General features: G+C 71.3%; 15 protein-coding genes and 1 rRNA gene. 11 read left to right on the top strand and 5 right to left on the bottom strand.

Features of this window, described 5'->3' with window-relative positions; genetic code table 11:
• Window positions 1–48: 48 nt before the first annotated feature.
• A complete protein-coding gene (locus tag ACFC0Z_RS30355; RefSeq protein ID WP_376444666.1) occupies window positions 49–891 on the bottom strand; it encodes a hypothetical protein in 843 nt (280 codons plus the stop codon).
• Window positions 892–1,021: 130 nt separating this feature from the next.
• Between ACFC0Z_RS30355 and ACFC0Z_RS30350 the strand changes: the two genes are divergently transcribed.
• Window positions 1,022–1,186, top strand: coding sequence for a hypothetical protein (locus tag ACFC0Z_RS30350; RefSeq protein ID WP_376444663.1), 165 nt, complete (start codon window positions 1,022–1,024; stop codon window positions 1,184–1,186).
• 6 nt (window positions 1,187–1,192) lie between these two features.
• Here the strand turns inward: ACFC0Z_RS30350 and ACFC0Z_RS30345 are convergent, their stop codons facing one another.
• Complete coding sequence (locus ACFC0Z_RS30345; RefSeq protein ID WP_376444660.1) at window positions 1,193–1,915, bottom strand: phosphatase PAP2 family protein; 723 nt, start codon at window positions 1,913–1,915, stop codon at window positions 1,193–1,195.
• A gap of 214 nt (window positions 1,916–2,129) precedes the next feature.
• Window positions 2,130–3,164, bottom strand: coding sequence for an NlpC/P60 family protein (locus tag ACFC0Z_RS30340; protein ID WP_376444658.1), 1,035 nt, complete (start codon window positions 3,162–3,164; stop codon window positions 2,130–2,132).
• A gap of 323 nt (window positions 3,165–3,487) precedes the next feature.
• On the opposite strand from ACFC0Z_RS30340, the gene ACFC0Z_RS30335 reads away from it, so the two are divergent.
• The 6 genes from ACFC0Z_RS30335 to ACFC0Z_RS30310 all read left to right on the top strand — a co-directional run bounded on the left by ACFC0Z_RS30335 (window position 3,488) and on the right by ACFC0Z_RS30310 (window position 10,474).
• Window positions 3,488–3,796, top strand: a complete 309-nt coding sequence (locus ACFC0Z_RS30335) for a hypothetical protein (RefSeq protein ID WP_024757447.1) — start codon at window positions 3,488–3,490, stop codon at window positions 3,794–3,796.
• 112 nt (window positions 3,797–3,908) lie between these two features.
• Window positions 3,909–4,742, top strand: coding sequence for a hypothetical protein (locus ACFC0Z_RS30330; RefSeq protein WP_376444655.1), 834 nt, complete (start codon window positions 3,909–3,911; stop codon window positions 4,740–4,742).
• Window positions 4,732–6,057, top strand: coding sequence for a hypothetical protein (locus tag ACFC0Z_RS30325; protein ID WP_376444653.1), 1,326 nt, complete (start codon window positions 4,732–4,734; stop codon window positions 6,055–6,057). Before ACFC0Z_RS30330 ends, ACFC0Z_RS30325 begins: the two co-directional genes overlap by 11 nt.
• Window positions 6,054–7,607 (top strand): SCO6880 family protein, encoded by a 1,554-nt coding sequence (locus ACFC0Z_RS30320; RefSeq protein WP_376444650.1) that lies wholly within the window; start codon window positions 6,054–6,056, stop codon window positions 7,605–7,607. The genes ACFC0Z_RS30325 and ACFC0Z_RS30320 overlap by 4 nt, the downstream gene beginning before the upstream one ends.
• Before the next feature lie 20 nt (window positions 7,608–7,627).
• Window positions 7,628–9,025, top strand: a complete 1,398-nt coding sequence (locus tag ACFC0Z_RS30315) for an ATP-binding protein (RefSeq protein WP_376444648.1) — start codon at window positions 7,628–7,630, stop codon at window positions 9,023–9,025.
• Complete coding sequence (locus ACFC0Z_RS30310; RefSeq protein ID WP_376444646.1) at window positions 9,026–10,474, top strand: type VI secretion protein; 1,449 nt, start codon at window positions 9,026–9,028, stop codon at window positions 10,472–10,474.
• Here ACFC0Z_RS30310 and ACFC0Z_RS30305 read toward each other — a convergent pair.
• A complete protein-coding gene (locus ACFC0Z_RS30305) occupies window positions 10,471–11,037 on the bottom strand; it encodes a GNAT family N-acetyltransferase (protein WP_376444644.1) in 567 nt (188 codons plus the stop codon). The genes ACFC0Z_RS30310 and ACFC0Z_RS30305 overlap by 4 nt on opposite strands.
• A 147-nt stretch (window positions 11,038–11,184) precedes the next feature.
• Here ACFC0Z_RS30305 and ACFC0Z_RS30300 point away from each other — a divergent pair, with 147 nt between their 5' ends.
• The 4 genes from ACFC0Z_RS30300 to ACFC0Z_RS30285 are packed head-to-tail and all read left to right on the top strand — an operon-like array spanning window position 11,185 to window position 14,759.
• Window positions 11,185–12,087, top strand: a complete 903-nt coding sequence (locus tag ACFC0Z_RS30300) for an ABC transporter ATP-binding protein (protein ID WP_376444642.1) — start codon at window positions 11,185–11,187, stop codon at window positions 12,085–12,087.
• The gene (locus ACFC0Z_RS30295) at window positions 12,084–12,875 is read left to right on the top strand and encodes an ABC transporter permease (protein ID WP_376444640.1); all 792 of its coding nucleotides are present in this window, start codon (window positions 12,084–12,086) and stop codon (window positions 12,873–12,875) included. Before ACFC0Z_RS30300 ends, ACFC0Z_RS30295 begins: the two co-directional genes overlap by 4 nt.
• Before the next feature lie 13 nt (window positions 12,876–12,888).
• A complete protein-coding gene (locus tag ACFC0Z_RS30290) occupies window positions 12,889–14,082 on the top strand; it encodes a sensor histidine kinase (RefSeq protein ID WP_376444637.1) in 1,194 nt (397 codons plus the stop codon).
• Window positions 14,079–14,759, top strand: a complete 681-nt coding sequence (locus tag ACFC0Z_RS30285; protein WP_376444634.1) for a response regulator — start codon at window positions 14,079–14,081, stop codon at window positions 14,757–14,759. The genes ACFC0Z_RS30290 and ACFC0Z_RS30285 overlap by 4 nt, the downstream gene beginning before the upstream one ends.
• Window positions 14,760–14,808: 49 nt before the next feature.
• Here the strand turns inward: ACFC0Z_RS30285 and rrf are convergent.
• Window positions 14,809–14,900: ribosomal RNA gene (gene rrf, locus ACFC0Z_RS30280) — 5S ribosomal RNA — on the bottom strand; the annotation flags it as partial.

Genomic DNA, 14,900 nt, shown 5'->3' with positions numbered 1-14,900 from the left:
GGCGCATGACACGTCCGGACCATTTGGCGATGGTCCGAACCACCACCCTCAGGCCTTGATCTTCCCCGCGTAGATGTCCCGCCGGTCCGGCAGCGTCACCTCGACGGCCGCGCCGAATCCGTACAGCAGCGTCGTCGACGCGACCGCGACCGTACGTCCCTGGTTGCTGAAGCTGAACTGGTGGCGGACCTTCCGCAGCCGGCCGTCCCCGTCGAGGTACGCGTCGAAGGGGACGGTGTCCTTGGCGAACCCTTTCGCCGCCGCGGCGAGCGCGCCCCGCACCTGCGGCGAGGCGACCCGGGCGGCCTCGGCGATGTCCGCGACGCCCCGGTAGTGGGCGACCTTCACCCCGGCGAGCTCGACCTCTCCGACGTACGTGACCTGACGGGCGCCCCGCAGCAGCTCGGCGGCGGCGGCCGGATCGGTGGCGCCGCCCGTGACGAGGTTCCCGTCGTCGAGGGTGGTGGTGTCGACGCGGACCCACTTGTCGGCGGGGACCCCGGCACCCCTGTTCTTCATGTAGAGCGCGCCCGGCGTGAGGAGCTCGGTGATCGGCCGGTGCTCGTCGGCGCCGGCCGCGTCCCTGGGCAGCACCACCTGGAGCCGGCCGGTGCGGCGCCGGAAGTCGTAGGTGCCCTCGCCCCGGATGGTGACCCGGGTCCCGCCCGCGGCCATCTCCATCGAGGTGCTCGCCTTGGAGCTGCCGGCCTTCGCCAGCGCGTCCGCCGCGTTCCGTACCGCCGGGAGGTGATCACCGGCCGGCTTCGGGTCCTCGGGGGCGGCGCACCCGGCGACCGCCGAGGCCCCCACGAGGGAGCCGACCAGGACGGCGGTGACGGTCCACGCCCCGCTCCCGTGCCCGCGCGGACGCCCGTACCGCTGCACCACCATCGCTCCCCAACCCCCCACGCCTCACCGCTGCTTGCCCGGGACCCGCACGCCCCCGGCCCCCGCGGGTCCGGGTCACCCGCTCCGGATAACGACGGCCCGGGCGAGCCGTCACGCGCAGTACGGTGGTGGTGTGCACGCGCAGGCCTTCACCCACACGACCACGACGACGGAGCGCGGCTCGTTCGCGCTGGCACGCTGCAGCTGCGGCTGGATCGGCCCGGCCCGCAGATCACGCGAGCGAGCCCGTACGGACGCCACGGAACACCTCCGTACGACGGCGTCCGACCCCTCCTAGGCCCTGTCAGGCGGCGAGGTCGTTCCGCCCCGCCCCCGCGTTCGGCCCGGCGAGCCGCGGCTCGGGAATGCCGACGGTCTCGGGCCGGCGCGGCCCCCCGGCGCTCCGCGAGCGGACGAGCCGGCCCGCGCGGCCGGAGCGGGACACGGCGGAGACGACGGGCGTGAGCAGCGCCAGCGCGACGGGCGCGAGGAGCAGCGCGACCGCCGTGCCGAGGGCGAAGCCGCCGATGACGTCGGTCGGGTAGTGGACGCCCATGTAGACCCGGGCGAAGCCCTCGGCGAGGGCGAGGCCGATGGCGACGAGGCCGAGCCTGCGGTGGGCGACGAAGAGGCCGACGCCGAGGGCCATGGCCATGGTGGCGTGGTCGCTGACGAACGAGAAGTCGGTCTTGCCGTCGACGAGGACTTCAAGGCCCTGGTGGTCCTTGAAGGGCCGGGGACGCTCGACGAAGCCCCGGATGGGGATGTTCACGAGGAGGGCGATGCCGGCGGCCAGCGGGGCCCAGACGAGCCCGGCGACGGCCGAGACGGAGTCCCCGAGGGTGCCCTCGCGGCGGACGCTCCACCAGCACCACAGCACGACCAGGACCATCCCGAGCATGATCCCGTACTCGCCGACGAACCCCATGACGCGGTCGAACCACGCCGGGGCGTCCTTCGCCAGCCCGTTGATGTCGTAGAGCAGGCTGACATCGGGGTTGGCACCGTCCGATGCGAGTCCAGCCATCGCTTGAGGCCCCTTGCTTCTCGTGTCTGTCGTCCCACCCCCGTGGTCAGAGCGGTCGAGTCAGGGAACGAACTGCCTGAGGCGCTCGTTCCGCTCTCGACGGTGGATCATGACGACGTTACCGAAGAGTGACGGTTCGCCGCAGCTCAGGGCCAGGACGTGACGGAGAGTTCCGGCCAATGTCGCCCGCCGTCCGACGGTCCGTCTCCTTCCGTCACGGCTGCGGAAGATGGGTCGGCAGCGCCGCCGCACCCTCCGCCGTGACCCGGGTCGCACCGAAGTAGTCCGGAGTGTCGATCCGGTCGAAACGGATCACCGCACCGGTCCGCGGAGCGTCGATCATGTAGCCGCCGCCGACGTAAATGCCCACGTGCCGGATGGCGCGGGAGTTCGTCAGGTCATCGGAGAAGAACACCAGATCCCCCGGCAGCAGCTCGCCCCGGCTCGGATGCGGCCCCGCGTTGTACTGGTCGTTCGCCACCCGCGGCAGCCGGATCCCGACACTCTCGTACGCCGCCTGCGTCAGCCCGGAGCAATCGAACCGGCCATTCTGCTCCGCCGTACCCGTACCGCCCCAGAGATACGGCGTACCGAGCTTGCCCTGCGCGTAGTGAATGGCCCCCGCCGCCTGCCGCGACGGATCCACCCGCCCCACCGGACGCGCGAAACTCGCCGCCAGCGACCGGATGATCCGCACATACCCCTGCGTCTCCTTGTACGGCGGGACACCCCCGTACTTGATGACCGCGTACGCCCCCGCGTTGTACGCGGCCAGCATGTTCGACGTCGGATCGCCGGGCGCGCCCTTCACGTACCCCGCCAGCGAGCAGTCGTACGAGGCCGCCGAGGGAATCGCGTCCGCCGGGTCCCAGATGTCCCGGTCCCCGTCCCCGTCCCCGTCGACCCCGTGCCCCGCCCACGTCCCCGGCATGAACTGCGCGATCCCCTTCGCGCCCACCGGCGACACCGCCCGCGGGTTCCAGCCGCTCTCCTGGTACAGCTGCGCGGCCAGCAACGCCGGATTGATCGCGGGACACAGATTGCCCCACCGCTGCACGAGCCCCTGGTACAAGGCGGGAACCGCACCCTTGGCCAGCGCCACCGTGCCCCCCGCGGCGCTCCCCGCACCCCCCAGGAGACCCGCGGCCGCCGAGTACGTACCGACGACGAGCAGGGCGACGAAACACAGACAGGCCCCGAGGGCCCCACCGGCGACGAGCCACGCCCTCCCAGCCCTACGCACCGTCAACCACCCCTCGGCCCATGGCAGTACGTCCCGGAGCGCCAGTCTAGGCGGCGAGGAGCCCGCCGGGGAGACGCCCCAAGAGTGCAACAACGATGATCGTTGCCCGGAGTCACCCCCCGTGATACACAGAGTGACCATACGCTTCTTCGCACAGAAACCGGCCACACCACCGCAGGTCAAGACGGTCAGACCGGTCACGTGTGCGGTGATCGGGTAAAGAGAGCCGTCAAGCCGTCACACACGAGCGGTTTCATCAGCGAAGATAGGACGATGACCCATGCCGTCCGGCAGGGGCGGTCAACAACCCAACAGGGGCGGTGAGTTACATGTACCTGGCGGCAGAAAAAGGCGACATCACCACCATCATCGGTGGAATCGCCCCGAACTGGGGTCCTTTCGGGAGCCTGGGCAACGAAGCCAAGGTGATGATCGAGGTCGTGATGGCGGTGGCCATCCTGCTCTGCCTCGGCATCGCCATCTGGGGCGCGGCCAAACAGCGCATCGGCGCGACCGCACTCCGCGACACCTTCAGCGCCGAACAGGGCAAGGGCCTGATCGTGGCCGGCCTCACCGGCGTCTTCATCATCGGCTCCCTCGGCACCCTCTTCACCATCGTGTACGGGATGGCCGTCTGACCCCCCGTCGGACCCCATCCACCACCCGAGGCCTGCCGATGTCGCGTTCCCTGATGCCCAGTCATGTTGCAGCACTGTCGTACCCGCGAACGAGTGGAGGGGCGTACCCGGCATGAGCCTCGGCGACGAGCACGACGGCTACGGCGGCGTCGGCGGCGCCCGCCAGACCCGCACCCGCCTGCCCGAGGGCAACAGCGGCGACATCTACGGCGGCGCCCGCCGCCCCACCCGCAGCTCCCGCTCCCTCATCACCGTCGTCGGCGTGGTGGTCCTCCTCATCGCCGCCATCGCCTTCGCCAACCGCGGCGAAGGCGACCCCGCGGACGCGGCCCCCACCACCGGCACCCCCGGCAAACCCGCCTCCACCGCCGCCACCGGCACCCGCCCCGTCACCACCAAGAACGGCCCCCTCCCCACCGGCCACCCCCACAACGAACAGGGCGCCCAGAGCGCCGCCACGAACTACGCCGTCGCCCTCGGCTCCGCCGACATGTTCCAGGACGGCCCCCGCGAGGACCTCGTGCGCGCCATCCTCGACCCCGCGAGCGTCGACACCCTCCTGAAGCAGCTCGACGCCCAGTACTCCCCCGGCCTCCTCGCCGGCATGGGTCTCGACGAACACGGCGCGGCCCCCGCCGGCCTCACCTTCGTCTCCCGCACCATCCCCATCGGCGCCAGAATCCGGGACTACACGGAGAACTCCGCGACCGTCGAGGTCTGGTGCACCAGCCTCGGCGGCCTCGCCGGCACGGGCTCCACCAAGCCCGTCACCTCCAGCTGGTTCACCCTCACGCAGAAGCTCACCTGGGTCGACGGCGACTGGCGCGTGAAGTCCTACAACCAGACCGAGGGCCCCACCCCGGTCAACGGCGACAGCCGCGCCTCCGTCGCCGACGAGATCGCCGAGGCCGTCGAGGGATACGGAGCGTTCACCTATGCCCGCTAGCCGCAGCCTGGCGAGGCGCGCGACGACAGCGGCCCTCGCCGCCTTCCTCGCCGTACCCCTCCTGCTCACCACGAACGCCCACGCGGCCCCGACCCCGACCCCGACGCCGACGCCGTCCCCGACCCCGGGGAAGGCGCAGTGCGGACTCCTCACAGGAACGGCCCGACAGCTCTGCGAGAGAAGCGAGTCCGGCGGTCAGGCACCCCTGCCCGACACCACCACCGCCGTCGACCCCCTCTCCTCCCTGGCCAAGGGCTGCGCCGACGCCGCCATCAAAGTCATCGACGAACTCTCCCAGGCCGTCAAAACCACCGCCGACGTCGACTTCACCAACATGGCCTTCCTCGGCCGCTACGCCGTCGTCTTCGCCGCCGCCACCTTCCTCACCCTCCTCCTCTGGCTCCTCGCCGTAGCCAAGCGAGCCATCCGAGGCGTCCCCCTCACCACCGCCCTCTCCGAAGCCATCGGCTTCCTCTGGCTGACGGTCCTCGCCTCCGCCTTCACCCCCCTGATCCTCTACACCGTCGTCAACGCCACCGACGCCGTCACCGAGGTCATCGCCTCCGGCACCGGCCAGCAGACCGACACCTTCTTCGGCGGCTTCAAACAAGCCCTCCAGCAGGGCAACAGCATGGGCGGCGGCCCCATCATGCTGATCATCGTCTCGCTGGTGACCGTCCTCGCCGCCGGCGTGCTCTTCCTCGAGCTCTTCCTCCGCGCCGTCATGCTCTACGTCGGCGCCCTCCTCGGCGTCGTCGTCTACTCCGGCCTCGTCGACAAGAACATGTGGGGCCACGTCCGCCGCTGGGCCGGCATCATGATCGCGATCATCCTGGTCAAACCCATCATCGTGATCGTCCTCGGCCTCGCCGGCGCCCTCTCCTCCGGCACCGGCCCCAACGCCTTCTCCGCCGTCGTCTCCGGCCTCGCGATCATCCTGCTCGCCATCTTCGCCTCCGCGATGATCTACCGCTTCGTCCCCGGCTTCGGCGACGAGATCGTCGCCTCCCGCAACAACCGCCTCCACCGCGCCGGCGAGAACACCGCCGCCGCCGTCATCTCCTCCCCCGCCTCCCTCGTCTCCCAGGGCATCAAGACCCACAGCACCCGCGACAGCGGAGGCGGCAGCGGCGGCGGAACCCAGTCCGCCCGCCCCGCCAACCCCCTCTCCGGCGGCATCGCCGCCCACAGCAGCCGCGGCGCGAGCAGCGGCGGAGGAGGCGGAGCCACACCCCCGCCCCCACCCCGTAGCAGCAACCCCACCGCCGGCACCCCGCACAGCAACCGCAAGAACTCTGGAGGTGGAGGGCGTTGACGACCCAGTCCCAGCCGGTCGCGCCCCGCCGCACGTATCTCGTCGGCCGCGCCCGGCCCAACGCGATCGTCGGCAAGAACCGCGAGACGGGCGAGATCGCCCTGATCATCGTCGGCGCGTTCCTCGGCATGATGAGCGGACTCCTCGTCCCCCTCCTCCCCCTGCGGATCGCGCTCCTCGCCGGCCTCCCCATGCTCGGGATCGCCGCCGTATACCTCCCGTACAAGCACCGCACGTTCTACAAGTGGTTCGAGATCAACCGCAGCTACAAGCGCATGCTCAAGCGCGGCACCGCCTACCGCTCCGTCGCCACCGAAGCCGGCACCCGCCTCGACGGCCGCGAGGTCGAGATCGGCCCGCCCCCCGGCATCGGCCGCGTCAGCTGGCTCGCCGCCCCCTTCGGCCCCGACGAGATCGCCGTACTCCTCCACGCCGACCGCCGCACCGTCACCGCCGCCATCGAGATCGAGGGCCCCGGCGTCGGCCTCCGCGACAGCGAGGACCAGGAAGCCCTCGTCGACCGCTTCGGCACCCTCCTCAAGCACGTCGCCAACGGAGACGGCTTCGTCACCCGCCTCCAGATGCTCGCCCGCACCCTCCCCGCCGACCCCGACGCCCACGCCAAGGACGTCCTCCAGCGCGGCGACACCACCGCCCCCGCCTGGCTCAAGGAGTCCTACGACCAGCTCCAGTCGATGGTCTCCACCTCCAGCGAGCAGCACCGCGCCTACCTCGTCGCCTGCATGCACTACACCCGCGAACTCGCCGCCGAGGCCAACGCGATGGCCCACGCCACCCGTCACGCCACCGGCACCCGCAAGCTCGACCGCGACGCCGGCCTCGCCGTCGTCATGGCCCGCGAACTCACCGACATCTGCGCCCGCCTCGCCGAGGCCGACATCCGCGTCCGCCAGCCCCTCGGCCAGTCCCGCCTCGCCTCCCTCGTCCACTCCATGTACGACCCCGACCACCCCATCGACCACATCCAGGCCATGACGAAACGAAACGCTTGGCCCGCCGAACTCGACGCGATGGAACCCACCTACCTCCAGGCCAAGACCCGCGAGTCCTCCACCCGCGCCCCCTGGTGCCACGCCACCGCCTGGGTCAAGGAATGGCCCATGACCCCGGTCGGCGTGAACTTCCTCGCCCCCCTCCTCGTCCACACCCCCGACGTCATCCGCACCGTCGCCGTCACCATGGACCTGGAACCCACCGAGGTCGCCATCGAGCGCATGCTCACCGAGAAGACCAACGACGAGGCCGACGCCAGCCGCGCCGCCAAGATGAACCGCACCGTCGACCCCCGCGACATCGCCGCCCACGGCCGACTCGACCAGCGGGGTGAAGATCTCGCCAGCGGCGCTGCCGGAGTCAACCTCGTCGGGTACATCACGGTGTCGTCGCGTTCACCCGAGGCCCTCGCCCGGGACAAGCGCACGATCAGGGCCTCCGCCGGCAAGTCGTACCTCAAGCTGGAGTGGTGCGACCGCGAGCACCACCGGGCCTTTGTGAACACCCTGCCGTTCGCGACCGGCATCCGCCGCTAAGGCCGAAGGGGCACCGACCGATGCGAGATCCGCTGTCCGTCCTGACCGACGCCTTCACCTCCTTCGTCCTCGGCAAGGTGGAGACGACCCGTCTTCCCGTCCGCACCTCCACCGGACAGGCCCAGGCCGTCTACCTGCCGACCGCCGCCCCCGGCCTCGGCGACTCCGGCGTGATCATCGGCCGCGAGGTCTACAGCGGCAAGGGGTACATCTACGACCCCTTCCAGCTGTACGGCCAGCAGCTCCCCGCCCCCCACTGGCTCGTCCTCGGCGAATCCGGCAACGGAAAGTCCGCCCTGGAGAAGACCTACGTGCTCCGCCAGCTCCGCTTCCGCGACCGCCAGGTCGTCGTCCTCGACGCCCAGGGCGAGGACGGCGTCGGCGAATGGAACCTCATCGCCCAGGAGCTGGGGATAACCCCCATCCGCCTGGACCCCATGGTCGCCAACGACTCCGGGATCCGCCTCAACCCCCTCGACCCGGCCATCACCACCACCGGCCAGCTGGCCCTGCTCCGCACCATCATCGAAGTGGCGATGGGCCACGGCCTCGACGAGCGCGCCGGCTTCGCCCTCAAGGTCGCCCACGCCCACGTCAACGACCACATCACCCACCGCCAGCCGATCCTCACCGACATCGTCGAACAACTCCGCCACCCCGAGGCCGAGTCCGCCGAGGCCATGAACGTCGACATAGACGATGTACGGGCCTGGGGCCTCGACGTCGCCCTCGTCCTCGACCGCCTCGTCGACGGCGACCTCCGCGGCATGTTCGACGGCCCCACCACCGTCGGCATCGACCTCGACGCGCCCCTGATCGTCTTCGACCTCTCCCACATCGACCGCAACTCCATCGCCATGCCCATCCTCATGGCGATCGTCGGCGTCTGGCTCGAACACACCTGGATCCGCCCCGACCGGAAGAAGCGCATCTTCCTCGTCGAGGAGGCCTGGCACATCATCAACAGCCCCTTCGTGGCGCAGCTGTTCCAGCGCCTCCTGAAGTTCGGCCGCCGCCTCGGCCTGTCCTTCGTCGCCGTCGTCCACCACCTCTCCGACGTCGTCGACGGAGCCGCCGCCAAGGAAGCCGCCGCCATCCTCAAGATGGCGAGCACCCGCACCATCTACGCCCAGAAAGCCGACGAGGCCCGCAACACCGGCCGCGTCCTCGGCCTTCCCCGCTGGGCCGTCGAGATCATCCCGACCCTCACCCCCGGCATCGCCGTCTGGGACGTCAACGGCAACGTCCAGGTCGTCAAACACCTCATCACCGAACGCGAACGCCCCCTCGTCTACACCGACCGCGCCATGACCGAGGCCTCCGTCACCGACCCCGAACTCGAATGGGAGACGGAACAACGCGCGATCCTCATCGAGCAGCAGATGAACGACACGCCCTCGCAGTCGACGGTGGCGTAGATGAGCGACACCGCACGCAAGGAGGGGGGCGTCTCCGACGGCCTCCTCCTGACCCTCTTCGCGCTCCTCCTCTGCGTCACCGTCCTCATCTGGACCGCGACCGGCCTCGCCGCCCTCCTCGCCCGCGGCAGCTGGCCGGACGGAGTCGCCTTCACCGGCAGCCCGTCCGCCCTCCGCTCCCTCGCGACCGCCCCCACCGACCTCCCGGCCGCCTGGCCCGGCACCCCGCCGGCCCAGCTCTCCGGCTACGGCCTCTTCTGGGGCCTCCTCATCGGCGAGGCGATGATCCTCCTCGTCCTCGCCGTCTTCGCCCTCGGCACGATCACCCGCTGGCGAGCCGTACGAGCACACCGCAAGGCGGGCCTGTACGAGAAGCAGCCGGCCCCCACCGAGGACCCTGCCCCCGCCGAGAGAACCCCGGCCCCCGCGCAGGAAACCCCCGGCAAGCCCCCGGCCCCCATACGAGGAGAGCAGACCGCTCCCACCCCCCGCCGCCCGGCGGTGGAGGAGGAACCCGCCCCTCCCGCCGGCACCTCCAACCCCCTCTACGGCCCCCAGAACACCCGCCGCCCCTCGGCGATCCGCCGGATCCGCGAAGCCGAGGGCCCGGCCCTCGTCGTCACCTCCGACCCCACCGTCTGGTCGGCGACCAAGGACGCCCGCGGCAAACTCGGCCCGGTCCTCGTGTACGACCCCGACCACCTCTGCGACACCCCGGCCCGCCTCCACTGGTCCCCCGCCGAAGGCTGCGAGGACCCGGACACCGCCGAGACCCGCGCACGGGCCCTGCTGGCCCCCGTCCGCCCGCACTCCCGCCTGGACGCGACGGTCACCGACACCGCCGAAACCCTCCTGCGCGGCTGGCTGCACGCCGCCGCCGTGGACGGCCGCCCCTTCCGCCAGGTGCACCGCTGGGCCCAGGGCGCCGAAGCCCACGAACCCGTACGCATCCTCCGCGGCCACCCCAAGGCCGCCGCCGGCCTCGCCGGCCGGCTCGAAGCAGCCCTCACCGGCGACCCCGAAACCCGCCGCAGGGCGCAGGAACTGACGACCCGTTCCCTCATCGCCCTCTCGTCGATCCACCTCCGCGAGGCCTGCGTCCCGAATCGAACGGACTCCCTGGCCCTCGCATCTTTCCTCGACGAAGGGGGCACCCTCTACGTGGTGGGCGAACCGATCGAAGACCCCCGAACCCACCCCGGCGCGATGCCCCTCCTGACGGCCCTCGCCGCAAGCGTGGTCGAGCACGGCCGCCGCATGGCCGCACGGTCATCCGACGGTCGGCTCGACCCACCACTGACGATCGTCCTCGACGACGTCGCCGCCGTGGCCCCGCTCCCCGACCTCCCGGAGCTCCTCGCCACCGGCGACCACCAGGGCCTCCCGACCCTGGCCCTCCTGCGCTCCGAGGAACAGATCAGAAGCCGCTGGCCACAGCGGGTTCCTTAGGCCTGCCCGGCAGGCCGCGGCACCTCGAACTCCAGCTCGTACGCGCCCTCGGCCCCGAGCGGGATCTTCACACCCGTCTCCCCGAACCCGAGCCGCCGATAGGCGGCCTGCGCCCGCCCGTTCTCGGCGTGCACGATCAGCCGCACCCGCGCGATCTCCGGCTCGGCCAGCGACCAGCACCAGTCCACCGCCGCCGCGAACAGCGCGTCGATCACCCCGGAGCCCCGCGCCTCGTCCCGTACGAACACCCCGACGACGTGCGCCTGCTCCACCTCGGGAACGTCCCCGAAGAACGTCTCCGCCCCGGCCCGCTCGACCAGCACCGACACCGAGCCGACCCACCGCCCGTCCGCCGCCTCGGCGACGAACTGCCGCACCGAGCCGTCCCCGTCCTCCGACCCGCCGACCGTCCGCTCCTGCCAGAACGCGTCAGGCTGCGCGGAGGCCTTCTCATAGGTGTCGAGAAAGGCGAGGTGCGCGACCGGGTCCTGAAGAGCGGCCAGCCGAAGCTCCCGGTTCTTCTCCCACTCGTCGGCACGGAGGGTACGAATCACATAGTCCATGCCCGCGATCCTGACCACCGCCCACCTCCCCTGACAAGCAGTTATCCCTCACACCGCCCGCCGTAGTACCCCGGTACCACGCCCCACTCACCGCACCCGACCACGGTCCGACGCCGCCACCCCACCCCCCTCCCTACCGTCGAAGACATGATCCGAGCAGAGAACCTCACCAAGCGGTACGGGAACACCACCGTCGTCCAGGACCTCAGCTTCACCGTCCACCCCGGCACCGTCACCGGCTTCCTCGGCCCGAACGGCGCCGGAAAGTCCACGACCCTCCGCATGCTCCTCGGCCTAGACACCCCCACCCGCGGCCACGCCACGATCGACGGCCGCCCGTACGCCGCCCACCGCGCCCCCCTCACCCACGTCGGCGCCCTCCTCGAAGCCCGCTCCCTCCACCCCGGCCGCTCGGCCCGCAACCACCTCACGGCCCTCGCCCACACCCACGGCATCCCCCGCTCCCGCGTCGACCGGGTCCTCGCCCTCACCGGCCTCACCCACGTCGCCGACAAACGCGTCAAAGGCTTCTCCCTCGGCATGGGCCAGCGCCTCGGCATCGCCGCCGCCCTCCTCGGCGACCCGTCCACCGTCGTCCTCGACGAACCGGTCAACGGCCTCGACCCCGAAGGCGTCCTCTGGATCCGCACCCTCCTCACGAACCTGGCCGCCGAAGGCCGTACGGTCCTCGTCTCGTCCCACCTCATGAGCGAGATGGCCCTCACCGCCGACCACCTCGTCGTCATCGGCAAGGGCCGCCTGCTCGCCGACACCACGGTCGAGGAGCTCGTACGAAGCCACGGCGGCGCCACGGTCAAGGTCGTCACCCCCGACCCCACCCGCCTCCGCACCCTCCTCCCCCACGCCGACATCACCCAGGACGCTCCCGACACGCTCCTGATCGCCGGCCCGAACGCCCGCGAGATCGGCGAGACGGCCGCGGCCCACGGCCTCCCCCTCCACGAACTCACCCCCCAGGCCGCCTCCCTGGAGCAGGCGTTCATGGCCCTCACCGAGGAAGCAGTCGAATACCAGGGAGCAGCAGCATGACGACGACCGCCACCACCACGACCACCTACCGCATCACCCCCACCCGCGTCCTGCTCTCCGAGTGGCACAAACTCCGCACGGTCCGCTCCACCTGGATCACCGCCCTCACCGCGGCCGCCCTCGTCCTCGGCGTCGGCATCCTCATGGGCGCGACCTACACCTCCGGCGGAGGCGACGCCGACGTCGACACGGTCGTCCTCACGCTCTACGGTTCCCAGCTCGGCGCCATCGCCCTCGCCGTCCTCGGCATCCTCGTCACCGCGGGCGAGTACGCGACCGGCATGATCCGCGCGACCCTCACCGCGGTCCCCACCCGCACACCGGTCCTCTGGGCGAAGGCAGCGGTCTACACGACCACCGTCTACACCCTCTCCCTCCTCACGGCCCTCCTCACCTTCCTCACGGCACAGGTGTTCCTCGACGACACCGACCAGGCGGCCTCCCTCACCGACGACGGCGTCCTCGCCGCCCTCGCGGGCAACGCCGCCGGCGTCACCCTCCTCGGCCTCATCGCCCTCGGCCTCGGCGCGGCCCTCCGCTCGGTCCCGGGCGCGATCGGCGCCTTCGTCGGCGGGGTCCTCATCGTCCCGGAGATCCTCCGCATGCTCCCGTACGAGGCCACGGACACCGCCCTCCGCTACTTCCCCACCCAGGCCGCCGGCGCCCTCGGCACGGCCACTCCGATCCCCGGCACGGCAAGCCCGGCAGCGGCCCTCCTGGCCCTCGCCCTCTGGGCCGCGGCCGCCCTCGCGATCCCCGCGCTCTTACTGAAGCACCGGGACGTATGAGGAAGATGATCAGGTGACCACGGAGGAGAACAGGCAACCGACCGCCCCGAGCAGGCACGCCCAAAGCCTGCTCCACCGCACCCGCGCGTTCGACACCCGCCACCCCCGCGTCTGGGACACCGCCCTGACCAGCGGCTGGACGCTGGCGGCACTCGTGGACGCGAGCGGCGGCTGGCGGACCACCGCGGAGGACCCCTCCCTCCCGGTCTGGCTGATCGTCACACTGAGCCTGGCCCTGGCCCTCCCCCTGTACGAGCGCCGCCGCCACCCCCTGGCGGCCCTGACCGTGATGACCGTGGCGGCGACGGTCAGCGTGGTCTCGGGCGCCTCCCTCCAGGCCGCCTACCTCCAGGCGATCCCCCTCTTCCACATCGCCCTGACCCGCCCCTCGCGCACCCTGCTCTGGTCCCTCCCCCTCCTTCTGGCCCCGCTGCTCACGACCGCGTCGTCCCGGTCGCTCCACCTCCTCCCCACCCTCCTGGCGTACGCGCTCGTCGCCCTCCTCGGCATCGTGGTCCGCTCCCGCAGGGACCACGCGGCGACCCGCATCGAGCAGGAGACCCGTCTGGCGGCAGCAGCCGAACGCACCCGCATAGCCCGGGAGATGCACGACATCATCGGCCACAACCTCTCCGTCATCACGGGCCTGGCCGACGGCGGCCGCTACGCGGCGAAGAAGAACCCCGACCGCGCCGCCCAGGCGCTGGACGCCATCGCCACGACGAGCCGCCAGGCCCTCGCCGACCTCCGCCGCCTCCTGGACGTCCTCAAGGAAGACGAGGAGGAAGCGGCCCGCACCCCCCAGCCCACCCTGGACGACCTCGACCCCCTCCTCGCCGGCGTACGGGAAGCAGGCCTCCCCGTCACCCTCCGGACCACCGGCACCCCACCCGCCCACCTCTCCGCGGGCGCCCACCTGACGGTCTACCGAGTAGTCCAGGAAGCCCTGACGAACACCCTCAAGCACGCGGGCCCCACCACCGACGCAACCGTCCATCTCACCTACGCCCCAAAGGAACTGACGGCAGCCATCACGAACACCCCCGGCACAGCACCGCCACCGTCCCCGCCGCACACCCCAGGCCGAGGCATCACGGGCATGCGCGACCGGGCAGCCCTCTACGACGGCACCCTCGACAGCGGCCCGCTCCCCGACGGAGGCTGGCAGGTACGCCTCCGACTCCCCCTGAAGGACACCCCCACGTGACGACCGTACTGATCGCCGACGACCAGCCGATGCAGCGCTTCGGCTTCCGCATGCTCCTGGAGAGCCAGGACGACATGACGGTGGTCGGAGAGGCCGCCAACGGCGCCGAGGCGGTCCGCCTGGTCGACCGGCACCACCCCGACATCGTCCTGATGGACATCCGCATGCCCGGCCTCGACGGCATCGAGGCCACCCGCCGCATCGTCGCCACCGGCGCCCGCACCCGCGTCCTGATCGTCACCACCTTCGACCTCGACGAGTACGCGTACGAGGGCCTCCGCGCCGGCGCCAGCGGCTTCCTGGTGAAGGACGCGCAGCCGGAGGAACTCCTCGCCGGCATCAGAGCGGTGACCGTCGGCGACGCCGTCGTGGCCCCCAGCCTGACCCGCCGCCTCCTGGACGCCTATCTCCACCACCTCCCGGCCGCCACCACCCAGCAGCCGGCCACTCCCCCCGCACGAGACCCCCGCCTGGCGGCGCTCACCGACCGAGAACAGGAAATCCTCAGGGTCGTGGGCATGGGCTGGACGAACAAGGAAATCGCGGTACGCCTGCACCTGGCCGAATCCACGGTCAAGACCCACGTGAGCCGCATCCTCGCGAAAACCGAGTCGAGGGACCGCGTCCAAGCAGTGATCCTGGCCTACGAAACAGGCCTGGTATCAACCAGGGGATAAACGCAGAAAAGCCCCGCACCAGAAGGTGCGGGGCTTTCCCACAATGATTGTTCGGCGGCGTCCTACTCTCCCACAGGGTCCCCCCTGCAGTACCATCGGCGCTGAAAGGCTTAGCTTCCGGGTTCGGAATGTAACCGGGCG

Origin of the sequence: Streptomyces sp. NPDC056144 (genome assembly GCF_042264145.1) — a bacterium.
Taxonomy (GTDB): Bacteria; Actinomycetota; Actinomycetes; order Streptomycetales; family Streptomycetaceae; genus Streptomyces.
This window is presented reverse-complemented; position numbering and strand designations above follow the sequence as displayed.